The following is a 26509-nucleotide window of genomic DNA, read 5'->3' as shown; positions in this document are numbered from 1 at the left end:
ACGGTGCGCCAAAGGCGCACCGTTCGCCGTGCTGCCGGGTGCGCCTCGCTTCGCCCCGCGCAGACCGCGGCGGGGCTTAGCAACGATCCCTGCCGCGCAGGGCTGCCATCTTACGGTAGATGGTGTTGCGGCTGATGCCCAGCCGCCGGGCGGCAGCGGAAACGTTGCCCCCGGTCTCGGCGAGCACCCGCTGGATGGCGCTTGCTTCCATCTCTTCCAGCTTTTCCACCGTGGGTCGCCCGGACGCGGGTCCTGCATCCTGGAAGGAAGTGCCGGTGGCCATCTCCTCCAGGAACTCTTCCGGCAGATGTTCCATGGCGATGAGGCGCGAAGCACCGGCCATGGCCACCGCGGCGCGCAGCACGCTGTGAAGCTCCCGCAGGTTGCCGGGCCAGGCGTGCCGGCGGAAAGCCGCCATCACCTCCTCGGAGACCTGGGCCGAAGCGCCGGCCGGGTGTTCCCGGGCGAGGAGAAAATGGACCAGTTTCTCGAAGTCGGCCCGCTCCCGTAGGGGAGGGAGCTGGAAGCGGATGCCCCGGATCCGGTAATAAAGGTCCTGGCGGAACTTGCCCTTTGCCACTTCCTCGTGCAGGTTGCGGTGGGTGGCGCAGATCAGGAAAAAATCCACCGGACAGGACTTGCCGCTGCCCAGCGGGGTCACGCTGCGCTCCTGCAGGACCCGCAGCAGGCGGGCCTGGAGCGGCAAGGGCATGTCCCCGATTTCGTCCAGGAACAGGGTCCCGCCGTCGGCCTGCTGGATTTTCCCTACGTAGCCTTTGCGCCGCGCCCCGGTGAAAGCGCCTTCTTCGTAGCCGAACAGCTCGGACTCGATCAACGTTTCGGGGATCGCCGCGCAATTGACCGCGACGAAGGGCTGGTGCCGGCGAGGGCCGCTGCCCCATAGCGCCCGGGCGAAGAGCTCCTTGCCCGCGCCGGATTCACCCTGGATGAGCACCGGGATGTCCCGGTCCACGATCAACTTCGCCCGCTCCACCAGGCGGTGCATCCTCGGATCCCCCAGATCCAGGGCGTCGAGGGTCAACGAACAGTCCCGTCCCCCGCGGGCGGCCGGCGTTTCCGCCTTGGGGAAAGCGCGGCCTTCCTGCACGAAAACAAGGGGCGGGGAAAGCCTGGGTCCGCCGGCCCTCAACCGCAGGAAGACTCGCAGCCCGTTCCTCAGGTAGACAGGGGTGGTGGGCGGTCTGCCGGAATACGCCCGTTGCAGCAGGCCTTCCAGGGAGGAATCGAAGAGGGACTCCCAGGTGTGGGCGTGCAAAGCGTCCCGCGACAGGCAGAGCTGATAAAGAGCGCTCCCGTTGGCCGCCAACAGTTGACCCGTATAGGAAAAGACCGCGATGCCCTCGCACAGGGTCCCCAGGAACTCGGGACGGGGATGGAAGTAGGCGATGATCTCCTTGTCGAACCGGGTATTGATCAGCCGGTTCTCGATGATCTGGGCCGACATCCTGACTAGGGCGAGGGTGTGGGCGTGATGGCTTCGATAATCGCCCGAGATGTCCAGGACCCCGGCGACGCGGCCGCTGGGATCGAAGATGGGTGCGGCCGAACAGGTGAGAAAGGCATTGCGCTCCAGGTAATGCTCCGGGCCGTGCACGGCCACCGGCGAGCGCTCCGCCACCGCCGTGCCGATGGCATTGGTGCCCTTGGATTCTTCCGCCCAGGAGGCTCCGGGCTCCAGGGCGACCCGCTGGGCCTTTTCCACGAAGTCAGGATCCCCCAGAGAGTGCAGGATGAAGCCTTGCGGATCGGCCAGAAGGACCATGCTTCCCGTGTTGCGTATCTCCTGGTACAGGGTTTCCATCACCGGCTCGGCGTGGGAAATCAGGACGAGGTGCTGTTCCCGCTTCTCCGCCAAAACCAGCCGCTCGAGCCGTTCTGCTTCCCGCGAGCGCTGCTCCGCGGGGAGCCCCGCCTGGCGGCAGCGCTGCCATGAACGGATGATGGGTTCCCGCAGGAGCCCGTCGGGCGCCTCGGCTTTATGGAAGAAAAGATCCCGCGCCGCCTGGATGGCGCGGCCCGGCTCATGGGCGGGCGCTTTCATGCTTCCTCCTCTCCAATCGCCGCCGGAACCACTCGCGCGGGAGCTTTTCGCCGATTGTGTACCAAAATGGGACAGTCGCACTGGCGGCAATTCTTACTGTAACAAAAAGCGGGCCATTCGGCTCCTGGCAAACACCACGGGCGTCTTCTTTCATGGCGCGGGTTGTCCCCTTGCCACCACGCTGGCATGAATGCTGCTCCATGGCCGGCTTCGGCAGGCTTCGCTTCGGTATGACGATTGGGAAGAGCACGATGGGAAAGGAACGAAAGACTGGACGGATGTATGCCCGGGTCCTGGCGGTACTGCTGGGGCTGGGCCCTGTGATGGCCCGTGCCCACGGAGACGTGACCCCGCAGCCGGTGGATGTCTCGGGACTGCAGCCCCTCGGTTCGGAGTGGCGCTCCACCAACCCGTACCGGGGCAACCCCCAGGCCATCGCCATCGGCGCTTCCGCGTACAACCAGAACTGCGCCCGCTGTCACGGGCTGGAGGCGGTCTCGGGCGGCATCGCCCCGGACCTGCGCCATCTGCCCAAGGGCGATGAAGGAGACGAGATCTATGTCATGCGGGTGCGCAAGGGCTCATCCCGGGACGGGCGGGTGTACATGCCGCCTTTCGAAGGAATTCTGAGCCAGGAGGCGCTTTGGGCGATCCGGGCGTGGCTGGAGTCGGTCCATGGGGAGGAATAGGACGGCCCTGGTTCTGTGGGCGTGGTTCGTCATGGGCGCGGGCGCCGCGCTGGCGGTGCAGGCCGAGACCCTCGCCGAGCTGCAGCAGCGGGGGAGCCTGCGCCTCGCGGTGTACAACGATTTCCCGCCTTTCTCCCAGGCGGGCCGCGGCATCGACGTGGACCTGGCGCAAGCGCTAGGGGAAAGACTGGGGCTCGGGGTCGAGCTCGTCTGGTTCAACGCCGACGAGGACATGAACGACGACCTGCGCAACATGGTGTGGAAGGGCCATTACCTGGGCGGACGGATCGCCGACGCGATGCTGCATGTGCCCGTGGACCCTTATCTCGCGCAGAAGAACCCTCAGGTCAAGATCCTCGCGCCTTATCACCGGGAGCAGATGGCCCTCGCCCGGGATACGCGCCGCATCCCCCGGGTCGAGGACGTGGCGGGCCTGGAGGCCTTCGCCCACGAAAAGATCGCGGTCGAGTTGGCAACCCTGCCGGACGACTTCCTGAGCACCGTATGGAACGGCCGCCTGCGGGAGAACGTGGTGCGCTACCGAACCGCGGCCGACGCGGTGCGGGCCCTCGCGGCGGGAGAGGTGGCGGCGGTGCTCGCGCCCCGCTCCGAGATCGAAGGGGTTCTGGACGGCACCCACACCCACATCGCGGTCACCCCGTTCGAAGCGCGGAGCGCGGGTCTTTCTCTCACCGGCTGGGTGTTGGGGCTCGCGGTCAAAGCGGAGGCCACCGAGCTTGCCTTGGCGCTGGAGGAGGCCATGGACGCGCTGCGCCGCGACGGCACGGTGGAGCGTATCTTCCGCAGCCACCGGGTGACCTACCGAGCCCCCTGAGGCGGGCGTCGGAACTCGCAGGGAGCGGGCAGGGTGTGTTGAGCGAAGCCTGCCTGGGGTGCCCTCGTCGCGGCAGGCGAGCGAAACGCGCCGTCAGCGGTACAAGGGGACCTGCCTCAGGCGGTGCGCTGAAGCGCACCCTACAACGATGCGGCCTCTCGAGGTTCAATCCCCCGCGCGGCGGACCCAGAACTGGTACATGTGGGCGAAGGTGGTGGGATGGCACTTCTCGAAGGCGGCCCAGTTCTCTAGGGACTGCAGCGCCGGGTCGCCGGGGAACTCGGCCCGGTAGCGGGCGGCGAGCCCGGGCGCGTCCAGCTCGAAGCCCAGGAACTCAAGCCCCAACGCATCGAGCATTGTCGCGATCTGGGGAAGGGTGAAGCGGTGCTCCTGGACGTGGAACAGAAGATCGCGGCAGCCCGAGAGGGTATAGAAGTCCAATGAGCGCGCCACCGCCTTGGCGGGATGGTCGTCGGGGAGGGCGAGAATCTCCTGGCGGCAGGCCCGAATGCCCGCGGCCTGCCTGCCGGCCAGGCAGGCATCGGGCGCGAATCCCCGCTCGGCGATGAGGCTGCGCGCCGCCACCACCGCCGCGCGCCCGGCCTCGCTATAGAGGGCGACCTTCATGAAGCCCTGGGGCGCCAGCCGGCCGAGCAGTGCCCGCCAGCCGTCCAGGGGCCTCTCCAGATGATGGAGCACGCCGGCCGCCTCGATCACGTCGAAGGACTCCTCCAGGTTTGCCAGGTCGAGGAGATCCGCCTGGGCGAAGGCGAGGTTGCCGAGGCGGAGCTTCCGCGCCTGGCGCATCCCGTGGGCGAGGCTCGCCCGGCTCAGGTCGATGGCGATGACTTTGGCATTGGGGTTCAGCATCGCGGTGATGGCCGCGTGCCGGCCGGTGCCGCAGCCGGCGACCAGGATGCGCGGCCGCTCGGGCAGCGCCAGGTCGGCCTCCGCAAGCCGTGGACATACCGCCCGCAGCCGCGCCGCCAGGGGATAGGCGCCGACGAAAGCGGGCAGGGCGGACCAGCGCGGGTAGGGGTTCTCCTCGTACTGCCGCTTAACCGCCAGGCTGACCGGGCCCGCCGGCGGGGAGAGGGTGGGCAGGACCTCCCACAGGCGCAACTCCTCCCGCGGCTCCTCCAGTTGCTGCGCCACCAGAGGCTGGACCAGGGGGTGCTTGGCTCGCGCCGCGAGGGCGTCAACGCCGGGAACGGTAAAGAGCGGGCGATAGCAGGCGATGAGGGCGAGCCGGGTGCCGGCCGTGAGGGCGTCCTCTTCGGGTGGCGCCGATGCCGTCGCCAGCAGGGCTTCCACTTGGTCGCGCTCCTCGTCCCTCTCCCCGTAGAGGTACTCGTTGAGAAAGCATTGGGCTGCCAGGGCCGCCAGGAGCCGCAGCGCCTGTTCGGACGCCAGCCGGCGCGCCGGATCGCTCCAGCAGGCGAGGGCTTGCGCCCGCAGCCCAGCGCAGAGGGCTTCCATCTCGGGATCGGGTATCGGCGTGCGGGCGAGGAGGTGCAGGAACAAGGGCCGGTCGAAGGCCTCCAGGTGGGGCTCGATCGCCTCTTGCCGCCGGGCCGCCGCCAGGGCACCGGCGAACGCGGCATCGCGGCGGAGCACGTGAAGCGCCGCCTGGGCGAGGGGAGCCGCGTCCACGTCGGGCCGGGCGAGGCAGGCCACCAGGTCCGGCTCGAGATCCTCGGGAAGGGCTGCGGGGTCGAGACCTTCGACGGCATCCGCCACGAGCTGCCAGTGGCCCGGGTTCCCGGGCGTGAGCCGTGCCGCCTGGCGGGCGGCGTGCAACGCCGGCAGGCCCACCCCGCCCTGGCGCAGTTGCCGCGCCAGGTTATGCCACGCCATGGCGAAGCCGGGCTGCAGGGTGACGGCCTGCTCGTAGCAGCGGATCGCCCCGGCCCCGTCGCCCAGATCCCCCAGCACATTGCCCAGATTGTTGTGGGCCATGGCATTGCCCGGGTCCAGAGCGATGGCCCGGGTCAAGGCGGCGCGGGCCGCCTCGAACCGGCCCAGGCTGTATAGCGCCTGGCCCAGGTTGGTGTGGGCGGCGCTGTCCTGGGGGGCGAGGTTGACCGCCCGGTCAAAATGGGCGAGGGCCTCGTCCGCCCGCCCCTGGCGCTGGAGCACGCCGCCCAGGAGGCCGTGGAGGTTCGGATCCTGGGGCCAGCGCTCGAGCCCGCGGCGCAGCACCTGCTCCGATTCGGCGAGGCGGCCGGCTTCGGCGAGCAGCAGGCCCAGGTTGGCCTGGAATGCTCGTTGCGTGGGAGCGAGGGCCGACGCTCGCGCCATGGCCTCCACCGCCGCTTCGCCGCGTCCCTGGTGATGGGCGCACAAGCCGAGCAGATTCCAGACGGCAGCATCCCCGGGACGCTCGGCGGCCATACGCCGCAGGAGGGGCTCCGCCTCGGCGGCACGGCCCGCCTGCAGCAGCGCCCGGGCGCGCTCGAGGGGCTGCGCGGGAGGTGTCGCGCCGGCGGCACCGCAGCAGTGCTTGTACTTCTTTCCGCTGCCGCAGGGGCAGGGGTCGTTGCGGCCGGGCGGCATGGATCGGGAGGCGGGCGGGTAGGAGGTTTCCGGGAGCGGGCGGTCATTATACGGGACCGATGCAGACCCCTGGACTGCGTCGCCCCGGCTCCGGAGCGCCCGCTAGGGACTCCCGTCGGCCAGATCGGCGACCACGTGGGCCAGACCGCTTACCACCCGCGCCATGGATTCGTAGTCCACCTTGTCCGGCGTGTCCTGGGGGGAGTGATAATAGGGATAGCGGAACAGGGCGGTGTCGGTCACCATGATGGCCCGGTAGCCCTCCTCCCAGAAGGACCAGTGGTCCGACCAGCCCGCCCCCATCACCCAGCTTGGCACGGCTCCGCCTTCGGAGGGAAAGGGCGTGCTTTCGCGGAACGCCCGGATCGCTCGGCGTAGCAACTCCCGGGAAGAAAGGTTGCCCACGAAAGCGATGAAGTTTCCCGTGCCGGGATAGAAGAGGCCGAGCCCAGCGGGGTAGGACTGGCTTCCGGGGCGATCGGTGTAGTAGCCGATCGTCTCCAGCGAGAGCATGGCTACGACGTTTTCGTTCCTCTGCCGAGCGCGCCGGGCATAGACCCGGCTCCCCATGACATCGGTATGAAAGAAGGGCGGCTCTTCGTTGACGAAGGCCACCAGGCGCAGGGTGCGCGCCAGGGGCCGCCCCTTGAGCAGCCGGGCGAGCTCGAGCAAGGCCGCCGTGCCGGTGGCGTTGTCGTTGGCGCCCGGCGTGCCGGCGAGGGAATCGTAGTGGGCGCCTACCAGGACGATCTCCCGGGGTCTGGAAATACCGGGCTTGGCCGCTTCGACGTTCCTGACCTGGATCCCTTCCACCCGGTACGGGTGCTCGGTCACCTGCCAGCCCTCCCGCTCGAAAGCGTCCCGGACGTAGCGGGCCGCCGCTTCCAGGCCGGCGGGGTTCCAGAGGCTCCGCTCCCCGATTTCCCCCGCCAGGGTCCCGACGTGCCGCTCAAGCCGGTCGCGGAGGAGCCTCTCTTCCGCCGAGAGGGGCGGATGAGGGCCCGTGTGGGATTTTCCCGGCATGCCGGTCATGAAATGCACGGCGAAAGCGGCCGCCAGGGCCGCGGCGGCGAGGCCCAGACCGAGTCGCCACCAGGCCGCGGGCCCGATCGGCAGAGCGCTCATTCATCAATCCGGTGAAGGGTCGATTAAAACGTATCTCAAAAGGGAGTAGGGTGCATAGAGCGCAGCGAAACGCACCACGCATCCGGAAGCGCCGCCAGGGCGCGCTAAAGCACGCCTTACCGTGCGCGCGATTTCGGGATAGGTTCCAGCCATTTACCGCTTAGCGCCTAATGGAAGGATGCTCGCCAAGTCTCGTTTGCCCCCTGTTTTCCCCGTCTTGTGACAAGGAGGCGCCATGCCGGAACAGATCTCCAAATACCCCGAGGTCACGATCCAGGTGCTCCAGAGCGCCGGCGCCCGCTGCGGGCCCGGCGTGGAAAAGAACATTCTCACCCGATGCCCGTCCGAGCGCTTCTGCGCCCTGCCGGGCGGGGAGATCTGCGTCTACGGGCTCGACCAGATCCCCCACATGACCCAGATCACCCGGGAGGAGCTGGCCCGGGTGGCGTGTCCACCCCGCTCCCTCTCCGGGGTCGGGCTCGAGAGCGCTTTGCTTCCCGAGGCGGGCGCCTTGGGGGCCGCGTTCGCCCTGGGGATGGTGGTCGGCGCCCTGTCCCGAAGGCGGCGGAAGCCTTGACGGCATTGCTTTGCGCCACCTCGGGGACGCCAGAGCGGACAATGCGCCCCGCAAGCATGAGTGCGTGGGTCACGGAAGGCCGTCGCGGCTCCCCCGCAGCTCGGCTACCAGGGCCTTTAACGCCGCGACTTCGGCTTCGAGCTGGGCGAGGCGCTCGGCGAGGGCGGAGAAATCCATCGCCGCGGGGCCGCGGTCGCTGGCCATGGGGGGCGTGGCGGGAATCCATTCCCTTGACGCCGGGGTCCCGCAGAGCAGGTGAGTCCAGCGGCTTTCCCGTGCGCCGGGCTGACGGGGCAGCTCGGCCACCAGGGCCCCCGCCGGTCGCTGGGCCAGCTCCTGCAGGAAACCCTCCACCGCCGAGATGTCGGCGAACCGGTGCAGGCGCTCGCAGTTGAGGCGCAGCTCTCCGGCGGTCTGGGGGCCGCGCAGCATCAGCACCGCCAGCAGGGCCGCCGATTGGGACGGGATCTGCCACGTCTTTTCCATGTTCTGGGCGTAGCGCATCACCCGCCCGCCGCTCGATTCGATGACCAGGGTTTGCGCCTTGAGACGATCGAGGGCTGTCTGCACCTCGGCTTCGTCCAGGGCCATAACCGGGTCGCGGCTGGTCTTCTGGTTGCAGCCGGCCACCAGGGCGTTGAGGCTCAAGGGGTAGGTGTCCGGCACGGTGCGCTGCTTCTCTACCAGCACCGCGAGAACCCGGGCTTCGATGGGGGAAAGCAGGGGAGTCGGGGCGTTCGGCATGGTCGCGGAGGGACCCTGGCGCAATTGGATGGATCAACGAGGGCGCAGACCCGGCGCGGCGATGGGTGGCGTGGTTTCGCCGAGCCTGGCGAGGGCGGCCTGGCGTTGCCTGTCCAGCTCGGCCAGGTCGGCGATGGTCACGTCCAGGTCCCGCAACAAGCCGTCCTGCAGGGCGTAGATCCAGCCGTAGACCATGAGCGGCTGCCCTCGCGCCCAGGCGTCCTGGACCACGGTGGTCTCGCACACGTGCCGCACCTCCTCGATGACGTTCAGCTCGCACAACCGGTCCGCCCGCGCCGAGTCGTCGAGCGCCGCCAGCAGCGCCCCGTGCTGCCGCTGCACGTCCTGCACGTGGCGCAGCCAGTTGTCGATCAGCCCAAGCTTCGCGTTGGTCAGCGCCGCCCGCACTCCGCCGCAGCCGTAATGGCCGCAGACGATCACGTGGCCCACCTTGAGCACGTCGACGGCGTACTGGAGCACCGAAAGGCAGTTGAGGTCGGTATGGACCACCACGTTGGCGACGTTGCCGTGGACGAAAAGCTTCCCGAGCGGGAGATCCACGGTCTCGTTGGCGGGAACCCGGCTGTCGGAGCAGCCGATCCACAGGTATTCCGGCGCCTGCTGGGCCACAAGCCGCTGGGAAAAGTCCGGCTGCGCCGCGTGACCCGGGCCGCCCAGCGGCGGTTGTTGGAGAAGAGATGGGCGAGGGAGCGCATTCTATGCCTCGACGAAATGAAAACGTTCAGCTTTCTCGTAGGTCCCGGGAACCCGGGCGAGCACTTGTGTCACGGGGAGGTCAGGAGGCATGGGTGAGCTTGAGGCCGAGAATGCCCCCGAAGATGAGGGCCGCGCACAAGATCCTCCCAACCGAGGCGGGCTCGTTGAACAGCACGATGCCGAGGGCGAAGGTCCCCACGGCGCCGATCCCCGTCCAGACGGCGTAGGCGGTGCCGACGGGGAGCGTCCGGACCGCAAGCCCCAGCAGAACCACGCTGGCGATCATGGCGAACCCGGTGGCCAAAGAGGGCCAGAAGCGGGTGAAGCCGTCCGTATATTTCAACCCGATGGCCCAGGCGATTTCAAACAAACCTGCAACGATCAGAATGGACCATGCCATGACGTTTTTTTCCGACTTGTCTTCCGTGGACCCCCACGGCGGCGCCTCGCCGGGAAGGGCCACCCACAGGCCGTGAGGTGCGAGGAATTCCGCGCCAGGTTCGCTGCCGTTTCGCCGGCCCGCGCCGAGTGGACGATCGTAGCACAAGACCGACTTGCGCTGCTGCCGGATCCGGCGCCATCGACGAAAAGACCGTACGCCTCTCTATGTCTCGATGAAATCCTTGCGCATCACCGTCGCTGTGTGCGGCCGGTACCCCAAAGCGGCGTAGAACGTCACTGCGTCTGCCCGGCTGTCGAGAAAGACCGCGTTGAGCCCCTGTTCCCGGGCGTACCCCTCGGCGTAGGCAAGCAGCCGCCGGCCGACGCCGCGCCGGCGGGCGCGGGCAGAGACCACCAGGTCGTCGATGTGCAGGTGCGGCCCGCGCGCCATGGTCTCCAGCGGCCGCATGCCCATGACCCCCACCAGCTCCCCTGACCGGAAGGCGCCGACCAGCGTGTAGCCGTGGGCCCGTTGCTGCCTGGCAAGGCGCTCGAGAAACGGCTCCCAGGTCATATGGGCGCTCAGCTCCCGCAGAACGGCGTAAGCGGCCGGCAGGTCTCGCTCCGCGAGCGACTGTACGTGGACAGCGCTTGCGTCCTCGTTCATAAATGGGCCTCGTTTATTTCCACGGCAAAAGGCATCTGTCCTCGCTTGAAGAGCCCGAGCTGTATGCGCCGGAGGAAATGTCGGCGCTTGTTAATCAAAGACGTGGATTCCGGGTGCCGGCCGGCATGCTGGACTGCGGTGGGTGTAGTGTGATGAGCCCAAGTGGAGGCGGCACCGCGAAGGCATTTGCAGACGGCATCCTGCTTTAGTAGAAGCATTGTAGACACATGACTATGAGGGCAGGTGATGAGCACTCAAAGAGTCGTGAAATGGAGGCACAGTCTCGCCGTCCGGCTTCCGGCGGCGTTCGCGAAGACCCTCAATGTGACCGATGGGACGAGCGTGAAAATTTCCATCGATGATGGCCGCATCGTTATCGAACCCGTCACAGAGGAAAGCCCGAGTCTGGCAAGCCTGGTTAAGCGCATTACGCCGAAGAACCGCCATCGGGAGCCGGAAATTGAAGGCCCTGTAGGGCGCGAAGCGTGATGACAAGTTGGCGTACGTGCCCGAAAGAGGCGATCTGGTCTGGGTGCAGTTCAATCCCCAGGCAGGGCATGAACAATCCGGACATCGTCCGGCGCTGGTCATATCTCCATCAATATACAACCGCAAGGCGGGCTCGGCATTGATGTGTCCCATTACAAGCCAAATCAAGGGCTATCCGTTCGAGGTCGTGCTGCCACAAGGGCTCAAGATTGGTGGAGCCGTGCTTTCTGACTACGTGAAGAGTCTCGATTGGCGCGCACGCCGGGCAAAATATATCGACCGACTGCCGCCCCAGGCGCTGGCCTAGGTCATCGGCCGGCTGATAGCGCTCATTCGGGTTGCGTGACGGCACGGCGTCGGCTATAGCCAACGCGATGAACGATGCCAGTCGACGCGATTCGGATAACCACGATCATGACCGAAGCCGCCCGAGCCCCTTAGCCGGGGGCGCGATTGGCGCGCTCCTTTACAACCACGTCTTCCCGCTGGACGAATTCCAGAAACGGCCGCCCGATGACCTCGGCCGGCAGGTAACCCATGACCCGAGTGATAACGGAATTGACGTACTTGATGACGCCGGAAAGATCGATGACCGCGACTAAATAAGGGGCGAGCTCCGTTAGCACGTGGGACCCATTGCCCCCGTGGTGAGCGAGGGAAGCCGGATCCGAGGGAAGCCGGATCGTTAGGCACGGCTGGGCAGTAACCGCAGGGTTACCCCGTAACATTTCCCGTTCGGCGGGTAGCCGTGATCGCCTGCAGCCGCCCGTTTTACGGGATGTCCGGAAATTTGTGTCGTCATCGTCTCTTTGCCCAGACTTCTCATCGTTCTCTGCCCTTGAATACCGGCACGGAGGTTGTTACAGCGGCTTCCGCCGTCTTTTCGAATCTGTCGCCCAAAAGTTAGACCAATTCACTCGCTTTCAAACAGAATGGCGGACCTCCCTGCTGCTCGCCGTAGACAAAGAAGCCGATAAGCTTGCCTCCTGGGCGGAGCAGCTCCCCCAAGCGATGCGCGTAGTCGGGCCACATCCTACGCGGCAGGTAAGCGAGAAAGGCGCGCTCGTAAACGAGATCGAAGGGCCTTCTACCGAAATCGTACGAGAAGAAATCTCCGAGCACCACGGCGTCTTGCAACGCACCCAACAGCCCTTTCGCTCTTTCCACGGCCGCCACGCTGAAATCGATCGCGACCACTTCGTAGCCTTTTTCAAAGAAGGTGCGGAGCTCGTAGGCTAAACCGCATCCCGGAATCAATACTCGACCGCTGCCGCTTTCTCTGACCAGGTGGCGCTCGAGATCCAGCGGCGTGGACCCGGCATCTCAGGGGGCGCGTTTGTCGCGAAAGCGAGCGTCCCAGAAAGCGGGAGTCGCGAGATCTTCTTTGGTGCTCAAGGGATCGCTCCGTGATGGCCCTGAAAAGCTGTGTAGCCGCTTGGGCCGTCAATTGGCGGACTGTGCGATCGGCCGGCTGATGGACCTCATTCGGGGTAAGCAACGGCTTGCGCCGGCTGCAGCGGCTTGTTAGGCATACAGCAGCCTCGGTTGCAGCTCGTGGCCCATCCTGACCCGATAGTGCCGATCCTGGCTTTGGCCATAAGTACCTCCTGTCGCCAGCCGATCACGAGCCTAACGCCTGCGGTGAAGCGCGCGGACGCTCTTCCCGCGCGTCGCTTTCGACCACGCGGTTAGAGCGCCCTTTCACTTGAGATCCTCCAGCTTCACGCCGCGCCCGGCGCGCAAACTGCTGCGTGCCGACTCAATTCGTTTCAGGAAACGCGAATCGTGCTCGAGCCGATAGTCGAACCAGTCGTCCTCGGACGCGAAACCGATCAGCACACCGGCCGGCTTGCCGTGGCGGGTGATGACGATTTCCCCCTTCTCCGCTTCGCGAAGAAAGCGCGACAGGTCGTCCTTCAGCTCGGACAGGGGGACCTCCTTTACTCGGGACTTCCGAATTGCGCCAGCCATGACTCAGCCTCCGATTTGGCCACGATCGCCAGTACCTCGACAGTCGAGCCTGAAACGTCGTAGAACACTCGAACCTCTTCGACCCGTAGCCGGTATTGCGGCCTGGATAGGCCGCGCAAGCGCTTAATACGGCTGCGGCTGGTCTTCGTCGGCTCGTGCCTCAGGTGCGTTTCGAGCGCCTCTTTCACCTTGGCACGGAGGTTTGCCTTCAGCCTTCGGAGGTCTTCGGCGGCCTCCGGGGCGAGGATGATCGAGAATCGCATTCTGGCCAGATTATAGCCAGAAGTTTATTGGCATGGAAGTGCGTGCGCTCTAACGCCACGCTTCGGGCGTCGCTTGCAAGCGATTGTTAGGCCGTCGACGGGGGTACGGTCCAGACACATAGGTAACAGATTAGAACTTACTTGGTCTCAATCTACAAGTGCAACACTAGAACCTATATCAAAATTGTTATCTGCGCGCGTATGAGTTTCTAGAATTGGGTTCATGCTGCGTTTGGGCGACGAACGATGGGAGCGAATTCGGGAGCATTTCCCTGAGAAGAACATCCCCGAAGGTCGCGCAGAGCGCAAGCCCGTGCCGGCGCGCGAGGTGCTCGAAGCGGTGCCTTTGGATTCTGAACACTGGCGCGCAGTGGCACATGCTTCCGCAGTGCTACCCGAACTACAAGACGGTGCATCGGCGCTTTCAGCGCTGGTGCGAATGCGAGATACTGCGCGAGATCCTGAAGGACTTGGCCAACACGCTTCGCGAGGAAGGCGAGATCGACGAGCGCGAGAGCTTTATCGATGCCGCCTTTGCCTCGGCCAAGGGCGGAGGCGAAGAGGTTGGCAAGACCAAGCGCGGCAAGGGCGTGAAGATCCTGGCGATCGTGGATCGCCATGGACTGCCGCTGTCGGTGAGCACGCATGCCGCGAACCATCACGAGGTCACGCTGGTGCAGTTGAGCTTCGACTTCTACATGATCGAAGCAAAGCCCGAGAATCTTATTGGTGATCGCGCCTGCGACAGCGACACCCTGGACCAAGAGCTGAAGAAGGAGGGCGTGGAAGTAAGCGTCCGGCCATCACTGTCTTGATTGAGCAACCCGGATCGACGAAGGTGTCCACCCGATTTGAGGGTGGACACCATGCAGGCTCAAACGAGCATTGAGAACGAAGCGCGCCTTGGTCGCGGCCCGTACCGGCGCCGCTCCCTCACCGAGAAGCGCAAGATCGTCGAGCTGTGCCTGAGGCCGGGCGCCTCGGTCGCTGGCGTGGCCCTGGCCCACGGGGTCAATGCCAACCTCGTGCGCAAGTGGATCGCCAAGTACCGGGCTGGCGAATGGGGCGAGTTGGGCGCGACGCTGCTGCCGGTGGCCGTGCGCCGCGAACCCCAGGCGCCGCGCCTGCCGGCCGAAGCCCATCCCAAGGGATACATCGAGATCGAGCTGGCGGGCGCGCGCCTGCGCGTGGTGGGGCGCGTCGAGACAGAGGCTCTGCGCGCCGTACTCGGCGCGCTGCGATGATCGGGTTGCACGCCGGCACGCGCGTGTGGCTGGCGGCCGGGGCCACCGACATGAGGAAGGGCTTCGACGGCCTCACCGCCCTCATCCAGGAGAAGCTCGCCGCCGATCCCTTCTCGGGGCACGTGTTCGTCTTCCGCGGCCGGCGCGGCGATCGCGTGAAACTGCTTTGGTGGGACGGCGACGGCCTGTGCCTCTTGGCCAAGCGCCTGGAGCGTGGCCGCTTCGTCTGGCCGCAGGCGACGGAAGGGACTGTGCATCTCACCCCGGCGCAGCTCGCCATGCTGCTCGAAGGCATCGACTGGCGCCGCCCGCAAAGGAGCTGGCCACCGCAGCAGGCCGCGTAGCGCGGCTCTACCAGGCATCATCCCGAGGGGCTGTTCACAGTCGACGGGTTCGCGTAGACTCCCGCCATGCCTGCGCACGCCGCCCTGCCCGACGATCCCGCCCTCTTCAAGGGCATCGTCGCCGCCCAGCAGGCCGAGATCGAACACCTCAAGCTCGTCATCGCCAAGCTGCGCCCATGCACTTCGGCCGCCGCTCTGAGCAGCTGGACGATACCCTCGCGCAGATGGAGCTGGCGCTGGAGGAACTGGAAACGGCCCAGGCCGAGCGCCCGGCTCCGGAGGGGGTGAGCAAGCCGGCCGAAACGGCCAAGCCCGTGCGCAAGCCCCTGCCGACGCATCTGCCCCGCGAGGAGCTCGTGCTGGAGCCGGCGCACGCCTGCTGCCCGGATTGCGGGGGCGCCCTGAAGCAGCTAGGCGAAGACGTCTGCGAGATCCTGGAGCGGATTCCCGCCCGCTTCAAGGTGATCCGCCAAGTACGCCCCAAGTTCGCCTGTGCCCGTTGTGACACCATCGTGTAGGCGCCGGCGGCGAGCTGGCCGATCACCCGGGGCCTGGCCGGTCCCGGCCTGCTCGCCCATGTGCTGGTGTCCAAGTTCGCCGATCATCCGCCGCTGTACCGCCAAAGCGAGATCTACGCCCGCGACGGCGTGGAGCTGGAGCGCTCCACGCTCGCCGACTGGGTCGGCCAGTGCTCGGCCCTGCTCTCGCCCCTCGTTGCGGCGCTGCGCCACTACGTGCTGGCCGGCGACAAGCTGCACGCCGACGACACCCCGGTGCCGGTGCTCGCGCCAGGCGAAGGCAAGACGAAGACCGGGCGGTTGTGGACCTATGTCCGGGATGATCGGCCGGCTGGCGCGCAGGCGCCGCCCGCGGCCTGGTTCGCCTACTCGCCCAACCGCCGCGGGGAGCATCCCCAGGCTCACCTAAAGTCCTTCGCCGGCATCCTGCAGGCCGACGCCTATGCGGGGTTCGACGCGCTCTACGAGGGTGGCCGGATCATCGAGGCCGCCTGCTGGGCGCACGCCTCGCCGATTGCCGCCGAGGCGCTCAAACGGATCGGCGCGCTCTACGCGATTGAAGAGGAGATTCGCGGCGCGCCCCCGCATGCGCGAGCCCAGGTGCGGCAGGCTCGCGCCTCGCCCCTCATCGAAGACTTCCACGCCTGGCTCATCGACACCTTGCGCAAGCTCTCGCAGAAACCGGCGCTCGCCGAGGCGATCCGCTATGCCACGACCCGCTGGCCGGCGCTTACCCGCTACGTGCACGACGGGCGCATCGAGATCGACAACAATGCCGCCGAACGCGCGCTGCGGGCGGTGGCCATCGGCCGGAAGAACTATCTCTTCGCCGGCTCGGATGCCGGCGGCGTGCGCGCCAAAACGCTCTATAGCCTGATCGGCTCGGCCAAGCTCAGCGGGCTTGATCCCGAAGCCTATTTGCGCTTCGTGCTCGAGCGCATCGCCGAGCACCCGGTCAGCCGCGTCGCCGAGCTGCTGCCCTGGGCGGTCGCTGAGCAGCTCACACCCACCTCAGACCTTCCCCTCGCTGCCTGAGCGTTCCGCCGCCGTCAAGGACGGTGTTCGGCGGACGCTTACGAAGAAGGAGGGCGTGGAACTCATTGCGCCGCATCGCTCCAACCGCAAGCTCAAGACCCAGGACGGGCGACGGCTTCGGCGCTACGAGCGGCGTTGGATCGTGGAGAGGTCCTTTGCCTGGCTGCAATGGAAGCGCCGCCTCTTGGTTCGCTGGGAATACTACGCCGCAAACTTTCTGGGTTTCGTGCAGTTAGCGTGTATCACCATGCTGCTAAGGCAATTTTGAGATAGGTTCTAGATATTTGATGCGATCAGCCATGTTTTCTCCTCCTTTACACACATTACACCGCGCTGCTTCCTGATTCCCCTCTCGTGCGCGTTAAAAGAGGGGGGACTCCTGCCGCATAACGACGCCAATGAGCGGCCGAAGCAAGCGGCGAAGTCTACTTGCGAAGGTCCGTCTCGATTGGCAAGTTAGGCATCGTTTTCATCTGACAAGTACGTTCGCAATGCCTCTATCGTCAGAGGCGGATCTTCACGATGAAGCATTGCATGGCAATTAGGACAGACAGGCCTCAAGTCATTAATGGGATCGACAGCATGGTTGGCGCCGACCGATGAGACAGGAGTAAGGTGATGGACGTGTATGAAGCCGCGACCGAGCTCGCCGAACGTTGCCTCGAACGAAAAGCCGCAGACGAAGCATGCGGTACCGTAGTGTTCAATGCATGCACGACGTGCGGCAGGATTGCGTTCGTATTCTGAGCTCATCACCCGACGCAATGCACCTTCCATCAGCTCTGCGCCGACTGCGATGTTATTTTGAGACACCACCGCAAAATTGGGGGATGGAAGTACCCTTCCCACGTGGGCGGCCAAAGCATCGACAACCTCTTGTCGATGACCTTCCCTTACCCCACGCCCGGCGCGCCGACGAGCTGCAAGGCTGACGGCTTTAAGGAGAGCCGGACGAAGAGCCTCAATCGACCGCTCAAAGACCTCGCTCGGCTCGTAAGGAATTTTGGCCTTCAATGAACCCGGAACGGTCGGATAGTAGCCTCTGCTGTCCTTACCCTCGATGAGGGAAACAGCGTCTGGCAACTGGAGCTTCCGTGCACGAACACCGTCAACGATCAGATGAATGAACTTGGGGCAGGCAGTGAGAATCTCTGTCCACCCGACGTTAATACGAATTCCGTCGGGGTACGGCGTGACTCCCCAGCGTTCGCTTCCGAACGAGGCTGCACGCTCTATCACCTCGGCAGCGAGCTGCGCTACGTAGGGCAAAGCAGCCGACGGGAGCTTTTGAAGCGACGGATGTGTCATCTGTGGTCGTCCGGTCGGGGATGCTTAACTATAAATAGCCATCCTATCTCACTCTTGTCCAAAACAGCCCATGACGACGGGCCATTCGAAGGTGTAGGGTATGGGTGCATCGCCAAACCCACCCGCACCCGACCGAAGGAGGCCCGTCGTGAATGCATCATGCAGCATGTTCAGCCAGATACTCAAGTTGATTCCGCGCATCGAGTTCGAGCGCATGGTCAAGGAGACCGGCTCTGAATACGCCGCGAAGGGCCTGTCGAGCTGGAGCCAGTTCGTCGCCATGATGTTCTGTCAGTTGGGCCGCGCCCACTCGCTGCGGGAGATTGAAGGGGGCCTCAAGAGCTGCGAAGGCAAGCTTGCCCACCTGGGCATCGAGGCGCCAGCGAGGTCGTCGCTTTCCTACGCCAACACGCACCGCCCCTGGCAGTTGTACGAACAAGTCTTCTACCGGCTCTTCGAGCGGCTCTCGGGCAGTATCCGCTTGCCCAGAAAGTTTCGCTTCAAGCACAAGCTCGTGAGCCTCGACTCGACGGTGATCGATCTGTGCCTGTCGGTGTTCGACTGGGCAAGATTCCGCCGCACCAAGGGCGCGGTGAAGCTGCACCTGGTGCTCGACCATGACGGCTACCTGCCCTGTTACGGGGTGATCACCGAGGGCAACGTCCATGACGTCAAGGTCGCCTGGCGCATTCCCTTCCCGGCCGGCACCGTCGTGGTCGAGACCCAAGGCTACAACGACTATCGGCTGTTTGCCCACTGGACGGACTCCGGCGTGTTCTTCGTCACGCGCATGAAGGACAACGCCCAGTTCGAGGTTGTCGAGGAGCATGCCATCCCGAAGAACCGTAACATCCTCAGGGATCAGACCATCCGCCTGACCGGTATGGGCGCCCAGGACAAGTGCCCGCACCTGCTGCGCCGGGTGGAGGTCGTGCGCGAGGATACCGGCGAGAGGCTGGTGTTCCTGACCAATCATCATGGCTTGGGCGCTTCCACGGTGGCCGCCATCTACAAAGAGCGCTGGCAGGTGGAACTGTTCTTCAAGGCACTCAAGCAGAACCTGAGACTCAAGACCTTCGTCGGCACGGAGGCCTTCGCAGTGAAGATCCAGATCTGGACCGCCTTGATCGCCATGCTGCTCCTGCGCTACCTGCAACTGATCTCGCGCTTCGGCTGGAGTCTGTCCAATCTGGTGGCGCTGCTGCGCATGAATCTGTTCACCCATCGTGATCTGCACGCCTGGCTGAATCAGCCCTTCGCCCCGCCACCCGACCCGATGACACAACCCCAGGCGGCGCTGGCCTTTACCTGATCCTGGACAGCACAAGGAGGCACCCTCTTGAATTCCCGTCATGACCCGTCCGAAACCCGCATCAAATCAAGGGGCCGCCCAGCCAGATCCGGCTGTTTTGGACAGCAGTGATCCTATCTGACGCTTTACAAAGCGTCAGATAAGTGTATATTAATACAGTAACCCGTATTTCTGCATTAAAGAATCAACAGCTTGCTTTGATTTATAGACTCCTAGAGCCAAAAATCAAACCCGTCATCGTCGAGGCTTGCATGGAACCCGCACAACCCAAGTTGCTGGATCGGCTGCACAACCGGATCCGCGTCAAGCACTATAGCATCCGGACCGAAGAGCAGTATGTCCATTGGGTGAAGCGGTTCATCCATTTCCACGGAAAGCGGCACCCCGAGACCATGGGAGCGCGGGAGGTTGAGGCTTTTTTGAACCATCTTACCGTGGAGGGACGTGTCTCCGCCTCGACCCAGAATCAGGCTAAAAGCGCGTTGCTGTTCCTGTACAAGGAGGTTCTCGGCAAGGAGCTGCCTTGGCTCGAGAACGTGGCGAGCGCAAAGCGTCCGGCGCGTGTGCCGGTGGTGCTGACCCGAAAAGAAGTGGATGCCGTTCTCTCGAGGCTCGAGGGCGTGGCAGCTTTGGCCGCGTGGCTTATGTACGGTACCGGAATGCGGGTCATGGAATGCCTGCGCTTGCGGGTGAAGGACGTTGATTTCGCGCGGTGGGAGATCGTGATTCGTTCGGGCAAAGGGTCCAAGGATCGGGTGACGGTACTTCCGACGACGCTAGTCGCTCCCCTTACGGAGCACTTGGCGCGGGTCCAGCGGCTTCACGAGGAAGACCTCAAGGCGGGCCACGGTGAGGTCTATCCGTCACCATGCGGACGAGCAGCGGCTGCAGCGCGCGATCAGAAAGGCTGCCCGAGACGCAGGAATCGCCAAGCCGGTAACCCCCCACACCTTGCGCCATTCGTTCGCGACGCACCTATTGGAGTCCGGGTACGATATCCGCACGGTGCAGGAGCTGCTCGGGCATAAGGACGTGTCCACGACAATGATTTATACGCACGTCCTGAGCCGGGGAGGGCGAGGGGTGGTCAGCCCGCTGGACAACAATAGCAGCGCGGGCGCTTGGCCCGGTTTGTTCGCTGTCCCGCGGGTCGAGGAACACGCGGCATCGCCTTATGGAGCGGAGTTCGATCGCCAGGTCAAGCATGAACAGATCGGGCTATGAAACCCATTGTCCCTAGGAAAGGCCGCGGTGCTCCCAGTAATCTCCAGGGCCGCTTCGAGCGGTGGGGACGGGAGGCGTTCGACGACGGCTGGTCAAGCGAGGAGGAAGAGCTTCCCCCGCTCAAGACCGAGGTGACGCTCGTCCAGGCGAAGAGCATCCTTACCCGCAACGCCTCGCCCGACATCCCCTTCGACCGCTCCATCAACCCGTACCAGGGCTGCGAGCATGGGTGTGTGTACTGCCTGGCCGGCGACACCAAAATCCTCATGGGAGACGGCAGTTTCAAGCCGCTGGCTGAGTTGGAGGCCGGCGACGAGATCTACGGCACGAAAAAGCGCGGACATGACCGGCGCTACGTTAGGACGCGGGTTCTCGCTCATTGGCGAACCGCCAAACCGGCCTATCGAATCCGTCTCGCCGATGGCGCCGAGCTGGTGGCTAGCGGCGATCACCGCTTCCTCACCGAACGCGGATGGAAGTTCGTGGCGAGAAACGCTGGCCCAAACCAGCGTCCCTACTTGACGCTCAATAACACGTTGATGGGTTTCGGAACGATACCTTCGTGCTTGCCTTTGCGCGATGCGGTCGCCTATCGGCGCGGGTATTTGTGCGGGCTGATCCGAGGCGACGGCCACCTCGGGGTCTTCCGCCATACGCGATCGGGACGTACCCGTGCGGCTCTGCACCGGTTTCGTCTTGCGATGGAGAACTCGGAAGCACTCGAACGGGCCGCGTCTTTCCTGTCAGAGTTCGGAATCGGCACCGACCGGTTCACGTTCCAGCCTAAGACGCCGGCCCGGCGGCGAATGGAGGCGATCCGAACGAGCTCCAGCGCGTCGGTCGCGGCGATCGGCCGGTTAATCCAATGGCCGTATGCGGTGGAGGGCGACTGGCTGCGCGGGTTCGTCGCCGGAATGTTCGACGCCGAAGGGTCGTTCTGCGACGGGGTGATCAGGATATCGAACACCGATCTCCAGATGATCGAGGTGTTGACGCACGCCCTGCGGGGATTCGGTTTCGATACAACCGTCGAGATACGACGGCCACATACAGAAAAGCCGGTGCGCCACGTCAGGATCCGAGGTGGATTGCACGAGTACCTTCTGTTCTTCAACGTATTCGATCCTGCGATTGAGCGAAAGCGCAACATCGAGGCTCAGGCCCTGAAATCTGAGGCCAGGCTCGAGATCGTCGAGATCGAGCCGCTCGGACGCCGTCAGGAGCTGTACGACATCACGACCGGCACAGGGGATTTCGTCGCCAACGGCGTGATCAGCCACAACTGCTATGCCCGCCCGTCCCATGCCTACCTGAGCCTGTCGCCCGGCCTCGATTTCGAAACCAAGCTCTTCGCCAAGGCGAACGCGGCGGCGCTGTTGCGCAGTAAGCTTTCAGCGCCCGGTTACCGGCCCGACGTCATTTCCATAGGCGCGAACACGGATCCCTATCAGCCCGTCGAGCGGGAGCTGAAGATCACCCGCTCGATCCTGGAGGTGCTCGCAGAGTGCGAGCACCCCTTCAGCATCATCACCAAGAACGCCTTGATCGAGCGGGACATCGATCTCCTCGCGCCCATGGCGGAAAAGAACCTGGTCCGGGCGTTCGTCTCAGTCACCAACCTGGACAACTCCCTCGCCCGGCGGCTGGAACCCCGCACCTCCGCCCCGATGCGGCGACTGGAGGCGGTCCGGCGCCTCGCTGCGGCCGGGATCCCTGTGGGCGTCATGGTGGCGCCGGTGATCCCGTTTCTCACCGACCGGTTCATGGAAGAGGTGCTGGAGCGGGCCCGGGAGGCGGGAGCTACCCTGGCGGGCTATGTGCTGCTACGGCTGCCCCACGAAGTGGCGCCCCTCTTCAAGGCGTGGCTCGAAGTCCATTACCCGATGAAGGCCGAGCATGTCATGAGCCTCATCCACCAGATGCGGGGCGGGCGAGACTACGACTCCGACTTCGGCACGCGCCATCGGGGCACTGGCATCTTCGCCGAGCTGATCGCCAGGCGTTTTCAGCTCGCGTGCGAGCGTCTGGGCTTTAACCGGGCCCAGCCGCCTCTCGATACCGGCTGCTTCCGGCCGCCCCGAGCAGGCTCTCAGCTCGACCTCTTTTGACGGGGGACAGGGATCAGGGGGGACTTCCCCCGATCATCCACCCCCTTGAAAATTTCAGCCGTCGACCCCAATGCAAGGCTGGACCCCGCAGCGGGTCCCCAGATGGCCGTCTGAATGCCCGCGCTGACACTCCCCCGGGAGAGGGCGGGGGCGTACGCCTTTCGGGTCAGCAAGGCGATGGCGCGCTCAACGGCATTAGTTTCGTCTACCAGGGAAGTAGCAGTTCAGCGAGCGCCTGGCGAGCAAAAAAAGGAGGTCAGTCTCATCCCGTCATAACGCCGCATCGAAGGCCGATTTCGCAGCACTTTTGTGACGTTGGATTCCCGCAGGAGTCCGTTTCATGAGGATTGCGCAGATCGCCCCTTTGATCGAAAGCGTTCCGCCCCGGCTCTACGGAGGCACCGAGCGCGTCGTGCACTATCTGACCGAGGAGTTGGTCCGCCAAGGCCATGACGTGACCTTGTTCGCGAGCGGCGACTCGGCAACCTCTGCAAGGCTCGTGGCCTGCGTGCCGGAGGCGCTGAGGCTTAATCCCCGGGTCAAGGAGCCGCTGCCGTACATGGTCTTGCAGCTCGAGCAGGTTCGGCAGCGGGCCCGGGAATTTGATGTCCTGCACTTCCACATCGACTTCGTCCATTTCCCGATCTTCCGGGACATGGCCCGCAGGACGGTCACCACGCTGCACGGGCGGCTGGACCTCCCCGACATCCATCCGGTGTACCGGGAGTTCTGCGACATGCCGCTGGTGTCCATCTCCCACCATCAGCGACTGCCCATGCCGCCCGTCCACTGGGCGGGGACGGTCTACCATGGGCTGCCCAGGGACGTGTGCCGCTTCAACCCGGTGCCGAAGGGCGACTATCTGGCGTTCCTCGGGCGCATCTCGCCCGAGAAGCGCCCCGATCGCGCCATCGAGATCGCGCGCCGGGCGGGCGTGCGGCTCATGATCGCCGCCAAGGTGGACAAGGTGGACGAGACGTACTTTCAAGAAAGAATAAAGCCCTTGCTCGCCGACCCGCAGGTGGAGTTCATCGGCGAGATCGATGAAGCGCAAAAGTCCGAGTTCCTGGGCAACGCGCTGGGGCTTCTCTTCCCCATCGACTGGCCGGAGCCCTTCGGGCTGGTGATGATCGAGGCCATGTCCTGCGGCACGCCGGTGATCGCCTGGCGCTGCGGCTCCGTGCCGGAAGTGGTGGAGCCGGGCGTGACCGGATTCATCGTGGAGTCGATCGAGGCCGCGGTGGATGCCGTGCGGCGGGTCCACATGCTGGACCGGGCGGTCGTGCGGCACCGCTTCGAGGAGCGCTTCTCTGCGGAGCGCATGGCGCGCGATTATCTCTCCGTCTATCGGGCCTTGGCGGCGGCCGAGCGCGCGACGAGGGCCGCTTGAGCAGGAGCTGACCGTGAGCGTAGCGCAAAGCCAACCGTTGGCCCAGGGTCCCACGCCGGAGTTCTATATTCCGGCCACCTCTTCGCTGGCTGAGCGGCGGCCACGGACGCTCAAGCACGGCGACACGTTCGCCATGTTCGACCACTACGGCGACCTGGTGGCGGCGGAGCACAGCCCCGAAGGGATCTTCCACCAGGACACGCGATATCTATCCAAGCTCGCTTTCACCATCCAGGGGCGCCGTCCGCTGCTGCTGTCCTCCACGGTACAGAACAACAACGCCGTGCTCAACGTGGATCTCACCAATCCGGACGTGTTCGAAGGCGGCGTGCTGGTACTGCCCAAGGACACCATACACGTCTCCAGAGCCAAGTTCCTGTGGGAGTCGGCGTGCTACGAGATGTTGGTGATCCGCAACTACGGTGACCGGCGGCTGCGGGTGCGCGTGGCCCTGGACTTCGACGCCGACTTCGCCGACCTGTTCGAGGTGCGCGGTTTCCGGCGCGGCCGGCGCGGACGCGTCACGGCGGCAGTGGTGGACTCCCGCACCGTGACGTTTTCCTACAGCGCTCTGGATGGACTGCCGCGCCGCACACGCCTTTGCCTTGACCCGGTGCCGGATCAGCTGAGGGCGGAGCGCGCCGAGTTCGTGTTCGACCTCGAGCCTAAGGAGCGCCGGCCCGTGTTTGTGACCGTCCAGTGCCTGGTGGGCGAGCGGCCGCCGCCTCGGCAGGAGGGCTTTTTCAGCGCCATGCGCCAGGCCCGCAAGGCACTCGTGGGTGCGGCCGCCCGCGCGGCAGCGGTGGAAACTTCCAACAGTGTGTACAACGAGGTGCTATGCCGCTCCATGGCCGACATCACCATGCTGGTGACGGACACGCCCCAGGGAGCGTACCCTTACGCCGGCATCCCCTGGTTCTCCACTGCGTTCGGCCGCGATGGCATCATCACCGCCATCGAGATGCTGTGGGTCGACCCCTGGATCGCCCGCGGTGTGCTGCGTTTCCTGGCGGCCCACCAGGCCACGGCCGAGAATCCGGATGCGGACGCCGAGCCGGGCAAGATCCTGCACGAGATGCGCCAGTGCGAGCTCGCGCGGCTGGGCGAGATCCCGTTCGGGCGCTACTATGGGTCCGTGGATGCGACGCCGCTCTTTGTCGTGCTGGCGGGGCTGTACTGGCAGCGCAGCGGCGACCGGGATACCCTGGAAGCGATCTGGCCCCAGGTCAAGGCAGCACTCGCCTGGATCGATCGCTACGGAGATCGGGACGGCGACGGCTTTATCGAGTACGGGCGCAGGCGGGACAGCGGCCTTGCCAACCAAGGGTGGAAGGATTCGGAGGATGCGGTCTTCCACGCCGACGGACGCCTCGCCCGAGCGCCCATCGCCCTCGCTGAGGTGCAGGGATATGTCTATGCTGCGCGCCGGCTCGCCGCCCGTATGGCCCGGGATATGGGGGAGCCGGTTCTCGCGGCGCGGCTCGACGAGCAGGCGCGGGTGCTGCGGGAGCGCTTCGAGGAGCGGTTCTGGTGCGAAGAGCTGGGGCTCTATGCGTTGGCCTTGGACGGCGACAAGCAGCCCTGCCGCGTGCGCACGTCTAACGCCGGCCAGGTCCTTTTCAGCGGCATCGCTCGCCCTGAGCGGGCGGCTCGGGTAGCGGAGGCCCTGTTCGGCAACGACTTCTTCAGCGGGTGGGGGATTCGCACCGTGAGCGCACGGCAGGCACGCTTCAATCCCGCTTCCTATCACAACGGTTCGGTGTGGCCCCATGACAATGCACTGATCGGTCTGGGACTTGCCCGCTACGGCCACACGGACAAGGTGCTTAAGCTTGCCTCGGCCCTGTTCGACGCCGCCACGCACATGGACCTGCGCCGTCTGCCCGAGCTGTTTTGCGGCTTCCGCCGCAAGCGGGACAAGGGGCCCACCCTGTACCCCGTGGCCTGCGCACCCCAGGCGTGGGCGGCCGCGGCGCCGTTTGCGTTATTGCAGGCGTGCTTAGGGCTCGAGTTCGATGCGGCGTTGAAGACGGTGCGGTTGCGCCATCCGCGCCTGCCGGATTTTCTGGACTGGGTACAGGTGCGCAACCTGCGCATCGGCGACACGCTGCTCCATATCCTGCTGCGGCGTCACGGCACGGACGTGGCCGTGAACGTGCTGGAGCGCGACGGCCCTGCTGAGGTAGAAGTCATTCTCTGAACGGAGGAAGTGATGCGACCGTGGCCTTCCAAAAAGGGGGCTTCGTGTAAGAGCGGGGGGTAAATTCGCATGCTATTTAAGGCGGACTTATTGCTGTAAAACCGCCGAAACCTGGCGTGTGGCCCCTTGATTGAATTGACGCAAAGCCTCAAGCAGAGGCAGCGACGTCGCCGCTTCATCGTCGCCCCTGGCGTATTCGACATGATTTCGCTGCGCATCGCCGCCTCATGGGATTCGATGTCCTCTACATGACCGATGCGCGCACCTTCATCGGTCTCGGCGAGGCGCTGCGTCGGGGCGAAGCCTACGCCCGGGCGGGTGCGGACATCCTATTCATCGAATCCCCGGAGAGCGAGGAGGAGATAGCCCGCATCGGCCGGACCTTCAACTACCCTTCGTAGCCAACATGGTGGAAAAAAGCAGTACACCGCTGCTGGGCGCGAAACGCCTGCAGGAGCTGGGTTTCTCTATCGCGATCTTTCCTGCCACGGGCTTTCTCGCCCCCGGCGCGGCCCTGGAGCGAGCCTACCAGGCCCTGCGGGACACGGGCTCGTCCGAGCCCGTGCCCGGGGATCTCTACGACTTCGACCGCTTCAGCCGCCTGATGGGCTTCGAACAGATTTTGGAATTCGAGCGTGCCCACGCCGACTGACGAGGATCCCGATGCCGCCGCGCCTCACACGTAGTCCTTGTACTTTTCCAGCAGCCGTTTGGGCTTGGAGAGGGCGTCGCGGCGGAAGGGGTCGCCGA

25 protein-coding genes and 6 pseudogenes are annotated in these 26509 nt (G+C 65.1%); 19 read left to right on the top strand and 12 right to left on the bottom strand.

What is annotated here, in order from left to right; all coding sequences use genetic code 11:
• Positions 1-76 precede the first annotated feature (76 nt).
• Entirely contained in the window at positions 77-2062 is a 1986-nt protein-coding gene (locus ACTFO6_RS12345; RefSeq protein WP_439934750.1) for a sigma-54-dependent Fis family transcriptional regulator, read from the bottom strand.
• 251 nt (positions 2063-2313) lie between these two features.
• Between ACTFO6_RS12345 and pedF the strand changes: the two genes are divergently transcribed.
• Both pedF and ACTFO6_RS12335 read left to right on the top strand, forming a co-directional pair.
• The gene (gene pedF, locus ACTFO6_RS12340) at positions 2314-2751 is read left to right on the top strand and encodes a cytochrome c-550 PedF (RefSeq protein WP_439934749.1); all 438 of its coding nucleotides are present in this window, start codon (positions 2314-2316) and stop codon (positions 2749-2751) included.
• Positions 2738-3586 carry a substrate-binding periplasmic protein gene (locus ACTFO6_RS12335; RefSeq protein ID WP_439934748.1) on the top strand — a complete coding sequence of 283 codons (849 nt, stop codon included), beginning with the start codon at positions 2738-2740 and terminating at the stop codon, positions 3584-3586. The genes pedF and ACTFO6_RS12335 overlap by 14 nt, the downstream gene beginning before the upstream one ends.
• A gap of 165 nt (positions 3587-3751) precedes the next feature.
• Here ACTFO6_RS12335 and ACTFO6_RS12330 read toward each other — a convergent pair whose 3' ends face one another.
• Together ACTFO6_RS12330 and ACTFO6_RS12325 are read right to left on the bottom strand one after the other, a co-directional pair.
• Positions 3752-6142 (bottom strand): tetratricopeptide repeat protein, encoded by a 2391-nt coding sequence (locus ACTFO6_RS12330; protein WP_439934747.1) that lies wholly within the window; start codon positions 6140-6142, stop codon positions 3752-3754.
• A 102-nt stretch (positions 6143-6244) separates the two neighbouring features.
• Complete coding sequence (locus tag ACTFO6_RS12325; protein ID WP_439934746.1) at positions 6245-7267, bottom strand: M28 family peptidase; 1023 nt, start codon at positions 7265-7267, stop codon at positions 6245-6247.
• Positions 7268-7502: 235 nt separating this feature from the next.
• Here ACTFO6_RS12325 and ACTFO6_RS12320 point away from each other — a divergent pair, with 235 nt between their 5' ends.
• A complete protein-coding gene (locus ACTFO6_RS12320) occupies positions 7503-7844 on the top strand; it encodes a hypothetical protein (protein WP_439934745.1) in 342 nt (113 codons plus the stop codon).
• Positions 7845-7913: 69 nt separating this feature from the next.
• Here ACTFO6_RS12320 and ACTFO6_RS12315 read toward each other — a convergent pair whose 3' ends face one another.
• The 4 genes from ACTFO6_RS12315 to ACTFO6_RS12300 form a co-directional block, all read right to left on the bottom strand.
• Entirely contained in the window at positions 7914-8588 is a 675-nt protein-coding gene (locus ACTFO6_RS12315) for a YceH family protein (RefSeq protein ID WP_439934744.1), read from the bottom strand.
• A 33-nt stretch (positions 8589-8621) separates the two neighbouring features.
• Entirely contained in the window at positions 8622-9218 is a 597-nt protein-coding gene (gene can / locus ACTFO6_RS12310; protein WP_439934743.1) for a carbonate dehydratase, read from the bottom strand.
• A gap of 166 nt (positions 9219-9384) precedes the next feature.
• Positions 9385-9705 (bottom strand): quaternary ammonium compound efflux SMR transporter SugE, encoded by a 321-nt coding sequence (sugE, locus tag ACTFO6_RS12305; RefSeq protein ID WP_439934742.1) that lies wholly within the window; start codon positions 9703-9705, stop codon positions 9385-9387.
• A gap of 204 nt (positions 9706-9909) precedes the next feature.
• Positions 9910-10353: a GNAT family N-acetyltransferase gene (locus ACTFO6_RS12300; RefSeq protein WP_439934741.1), complete on the bottom strand. Its 444-nt coding sequence runs from the start codon at positions 10351-10353 to the stop codon at positions 9910-9912.
• Between the two features lie 246 nt (positions 10354-10599).
• Here ACTFO6_RS12300 and ACTFO6_RS12295 point away from each other — a divergent pair, with 246 nt between their 5' ends.
• Entirely contained in the window at positions 10600-10842 is a 243-nt protein-coding gene (locus ACTFO6_RS12295; protein ID WP_439934837.1) for an AbrB/MazE/SpoVT family DNA-binding domain-containing protein, read from the top strand.
• Positions 10843-10849: 7 nt separating this feature from the next.
• On the top strand, positions 10850-11149 hold the full coding sequence (mazF, locus tag ACTFO6_RS12290; RefSeq protein WP_439934740.1) for an endoribonuclease MazF: 300 nt from the start codon (positions 10850-10852) through the stop codon (positions 11147-11149).
• Between the two features lie 130 nt (positions 11150-11279).
• On the opposite strand, the gene ACTFO6_RS12285 is transcribed toward mazF, so the two are convergent.
• The 4 genes from ACTFO6_RS12285 to ACTFO6_RS12270 all read right to left on the bottom strand — a co-directional run bounded on the left by ACTFO6_RS12285 (position 11280) and on the right by ACTFO6_RS12270 (position 13076).
• Positions 11280-11468 carry a PAS domain-containing protein gene (locus tag ACTFO6_RS12285; RefSeq protein WP_439934739.1) on the bottom strand — a complete coding sequence of 63 codons (189 nt, stop codon included), beginning with the start codon at positions 11466-11468 and terminating at the stop codon, positions 11280-11282.
• Between the two features lie 277 nt (positions 11469-11745).
• Positions 11746-12147, bottom strand: a complete 402-nt coding sequence (locus ACTFO6_RS12280) for a methyltransferase (RefSeq protein ID WP_439934836.1) — start codon at positions 12145-12147, stop codon at positions 11746-11748.
• A gap of 396 nt (positions 12148-12543) precedes the next feature.
• A complete protein-coding gene (locus ACTFO6_RS12275; protein ID WP_439934738.1) occupies positions 12544-12813 on the bottom strand; it encodes a type II toxin-antitoxin system Phd/YefM family antitoxin in 270 nt (89 codons plus the stop codon).
• Positions 12783-13076, bottom strand: a complete 294-nt coding sequence (locus tag ACTFO6_RS12270) for a type II toxin-antitoxin system RelE family toxin (protein WP_439934737.1) — start codon at positions 13074-13076, stop codon at positions 12783-12785. The genes ACTFO6_RS12275 and ACTFO6_RS12270 overlap by 31 nt, the downstream gene beginning before the upstream one ends.
• 377 nt (positions 13077-13453) lie before the next feature.
• Between ACTFO6_RS12270 and ACTFO6_RS12265 the strand changes: the two genes are divergently transcribed.
• From ACTFO6_RS12265 to ACTFO6_RS12245, 5 genes and pseudogenes are all read left to right on the top strand, one after another.
• Positions 13454-13891, top strand: coding sequence for a transposase (locus ACTFO6_RS12265; RefSeq protein ID WP_439934736.1), 438 nt, complete (start codon positions 13454-13456; stop codon positions 13889-13891).
• Between the two features lie 51 nt (positions 13892-13942).
• Entirely contained in the window at positions 13943-14320 is a 378-nt protein-coding gene (tnpA, locus tag ACTFO6_RS12260) for an IS66-like element accessory protein TnpA (protein WP_439934735.1), read from the top strand.
• The gene (gene tnpB, locus ACTFO6_RS12255; protein ID WP_439934734.1) at positions 14317-14664 is read left to right on the top strand and encodes an IS66 family insertion sequence element accessory protein TnpB; all 348 of its coding nucleotides are present in this window, start codon (positions 14317-14319) and stop codon (positions 14662-14664) included. Before tnpA ends, tnpB begins: the two co-directional genes overlap by 4 nt.
• A 66-nt stretch (positions 14665-14730) precedes the next feature.
• Positions 14731-16217 (top strand): annotated as a pseudogene (gene tnpC / locus ACTFO6_RS12250) (IS66 family transposase).
• Positions 16218-16269: 52 nt separating this feature from the next.
• A pseudogene (locus tag ACTFO6_RS12245) lies at positions 16270-16485 on the top strand (IS5 family transposase); the annotation flags it as partial.
• Between the two features lie 188 nt (positions 16486-16673).
• Here the strand turns inward: ACTFO6_RS12245 and ACTFO6_RS12240 are convergent.
• A complete protein-coding gene (locus ACTFO6_RS12240; protein WP_439934733.1) occupies positions 16674-17525 on the bottom strand; it encodes an HNH endonuclease in 852 nt (283 codons plus the stop codon).
• A gap of 148 nt (positions 17526-17673) precedes the next feature.
• Here ACTFO6_RS12240 and ACTFO6_RS12235 point away from each other — a divergent pair, with 148 nt between their 5' ends.
• From ACTFO6_RS12235 to ACTFO6_RS12195, 9 genes and pseudogenes are all read left to right on the top strand, one after another.
• Positions 17674-18837, top strand: a complete 1164-nt coding sequence (locus ACTFO6_RS12235) for an IS4 family transposase (RefSeq protein WP_439934732.1) — start codon at positions 17674-17676, stop codon at positions 18835-18837.
• A 251-nt stretch (positions 18838-19088) separates the two neighbouring features.
• Positions 19089-20061 (top strand): annotated as a pseudogene (locus ACTFO6_RS12230) (tyrosine-type recombinase/integrase).
• Positions 20058-20513 (top strand): annotated as a pseudogene (locus ACTFO6_RS12225) (hypothetical protein); the annotation flags it as partial. The pseudogenes ACTFO6_RS12230 and ACTFO6_RS12225, both read left to right, overlap by 4 nt.
• A gap of 87 nt (positions 20514-20600) precedes the next feature.
• Positions 20601-21344, top strand: a pseudogene (locus ACTFO6_RS12220) (LAGLIDADG family homing endonuclease); the annotation flags it as partial.
• Positions 21345-22169: pseudogene (locus tag ACTFO6_RS12215) on the top strand (PA0069 family radical SAM protein); the annotation flags it as partial.
• Positions 22170-22509: 340 nt separating this feature from the next.
• Positions 22510-23559, top strand: a complete 1050-nt coding sequence (locus ACTFO6_RS12210) for a glycosyltransferase family 4 protein (RefSeq protein WP_147799728.1) — start codon at positions 22510-22512, stop codon at positions 23557-23559.
• Between the two features lie 13 nt (positions 23560-23572).
• Positions 23573-25759, top strand: a complete 2187-nt coding sequence (locus tag ACTFO6_RS12205) for an amylo-alpha-1,6-glucosidase (RefSeq protein ID WP_439934731.1) — start codon at positions 23573-23575, stop codon at positions 25757-25759.
• 227 nt (positions 25760-25986) lie between these two features.
• Entirely contained in the window at positions 25987-26160 is a 174-nt protein-coding gene (locus ACTFO6_RS12200; RefSeq protein ID WP_439934730.1) for an isocitrate lyase/phosphoenolpyruvate mutase family protein, read from the top strand.
• Positions 26161-26165: 5 nt separating this feature from the next.
• Positions 26166-26411 carry a hypothetical protein gene (locus tag ACTFO6_RS12195; RefSeq protein ID WP_439934729.1) on the top strand — a complete coding sequence of 82 codons (246 nt, stop codon included), beginning with the start codon at positions 26166-26168 and terminating at the stop codon, positions 26409-26411.
• Positions 26412-26509: the final 98 nt, after the last annotated feature.

Origin of the sequence: Pelomicrobium sp. G1 (genome assembly GCF_051905455.1) — a bacterium.
Lineage (GTDB): Bacteria > Pseudomonadota > Gammaproteobacteria > Burkholderiales > UBA6910 > Pelomicrobium.
This window is presented reverse-complemented; position numbering and strand designations above follow the sequence as displayed.

Excerpts from the sequence above, each read along its gene's own strand:
- tnpB (WP_439934734.1), top strand. The coding sequence starts at position 14,317 with ATGATCGGGTTGCACGCCGGCACGCGCGTGTGGCTGGCGGCCGGGGCC.
- sugE (WP_439934742.1), bottom strand. The coding sequence starts at position 9,705 with ATGGCATGGTCCATTCTGATCGTTGCAGGTTTGTTTGAAATCGCCTGG.
- tnpA (WP_439934735.1), top strand. The coding sequence starts at position 13,943 with ATGCAGGCTCAAACGAGCATTGAGAACGAAGCGCGCCTTGGTCGCGGC.
- ACTFO6_RS12265 (WP_439934736.1), top strand. The coding sequence starts at position 13,454 with ATGCTTCCGCAGTGCTACCCGAACTACAAGACGGTGCATCGGCGCTTT.
- ACTFO6_RS12275 (WP_439934738.1), bottom strand. The coding sequence starts at position 12,813 with ATGGCTGGCGCAATTCGGAAGTCCCGAGTAAAGGAGGTCCCCCTGTCC.
- ACTFO6_RS12295 (WP_439934837.1), top strand. The coding sequence starts at position 10,600 with ATGAGCACTCAAAGAGTCGTGAAATGGAGGCACAGTCTCGCCGTCCGG.
- ACTFO6_RS12325 (WP_439934746.1), bottom strand. The coding sequence starts at position 7,267 with ATGAGCGCTCTGCCGATCGGGCCCGCGGCCTGGTGGCGACTCGGTCTG.
- ACTFO6_RS12330 (WP_439934747.1), bottom strand. The coding sequence starts at position 6,142 with ATGCCGCCCGGCCGCAACGACCCCTGCCCCTGCGGCAGCGGAAAGAAG.
- ACTFO6_RS12335 (WP_439934748.1), top strand. The coding sequence starts at position 2,738 with ATGGGGAGGAATAGGACGGCCCTGGTTCTGTGGGCGTGGTTCGTCATG.
- ACTFO6_RS12210 (WP_147799728.1), top strand. The coding sequence starts at position 22,510 with ATGAGGATTGCGCAGATCGCCCCTTTGATCGAAAGCGTTCCGCCCCGG.
- ACTFO6_RS12320 (WP_439934745.1), top strand. The coding sequence starts at position 7,503 with ATGCCGGAACAGATCTCCAAATACCCCGAGGTCACGATCCAGGTGCTC.
- ACTFO6_RS12315 (WP_439934744.1), bottom strand. The coding sequence starts at position 8,588 with ATGCCGAACGCCCCGACTCCCCTGCTTTCCCCCATCGAAGCCCGGGTT.
- ACTFO6_RS12195 (WP_439934729.1), top strand. The coding sequence starts at position 26,166 with ATGGTGGAAAAAAGCAGTACACCGCTGCTGGGCGCGAAACGCCTGCAG.
- ACTFO6_RS12240 (WP_439934733.1), bottom strand. The coding sequence starts at position 17,525 with ATGACACATCCGTCGCTTCAAAAGCTCCCGTCGGCTGCTTTGCCCTAC.
- ACTFO6_RS12300 (WP_439934741.1), bottom strand. The coding sequence starts at position 10,353 with ATGAACGAGGACGCAAGCGCTGTCCACGTACAGTCGCTCGCGGAGCGA.
- pedF (WP_439934749.1), top strand. The coding sequence starts at position 2,314 with ATGGGAAAGGAACGAAAGACTGGACGGATGTATGCCCGGGTCCTGGCG.
- ACTFO6_RS12200 (WP_439934730.1), top strand. The coding sequence starts at position 25,987 with ATGGGATTCGATGTCCTCTACATGACCGATGCGCGCACCTTCATCGGT.
- ACTFO6_RS12345 (WP_439934750.1), bottom strand. The coding sequence starts at position 2,062 with ATGAAAGCGCCCGCCCATGAGCCGGGCCGCGCCATCCAGGCGGCGCGG.
- ACTFO6_RS12270 (WP_439934737.1), bottom strand. The coding sequence starts at position 13,076 with ATGCGATTCTCGATCATCCTCGCCCCGGAGGCCGCCGAAGACCTCCGA.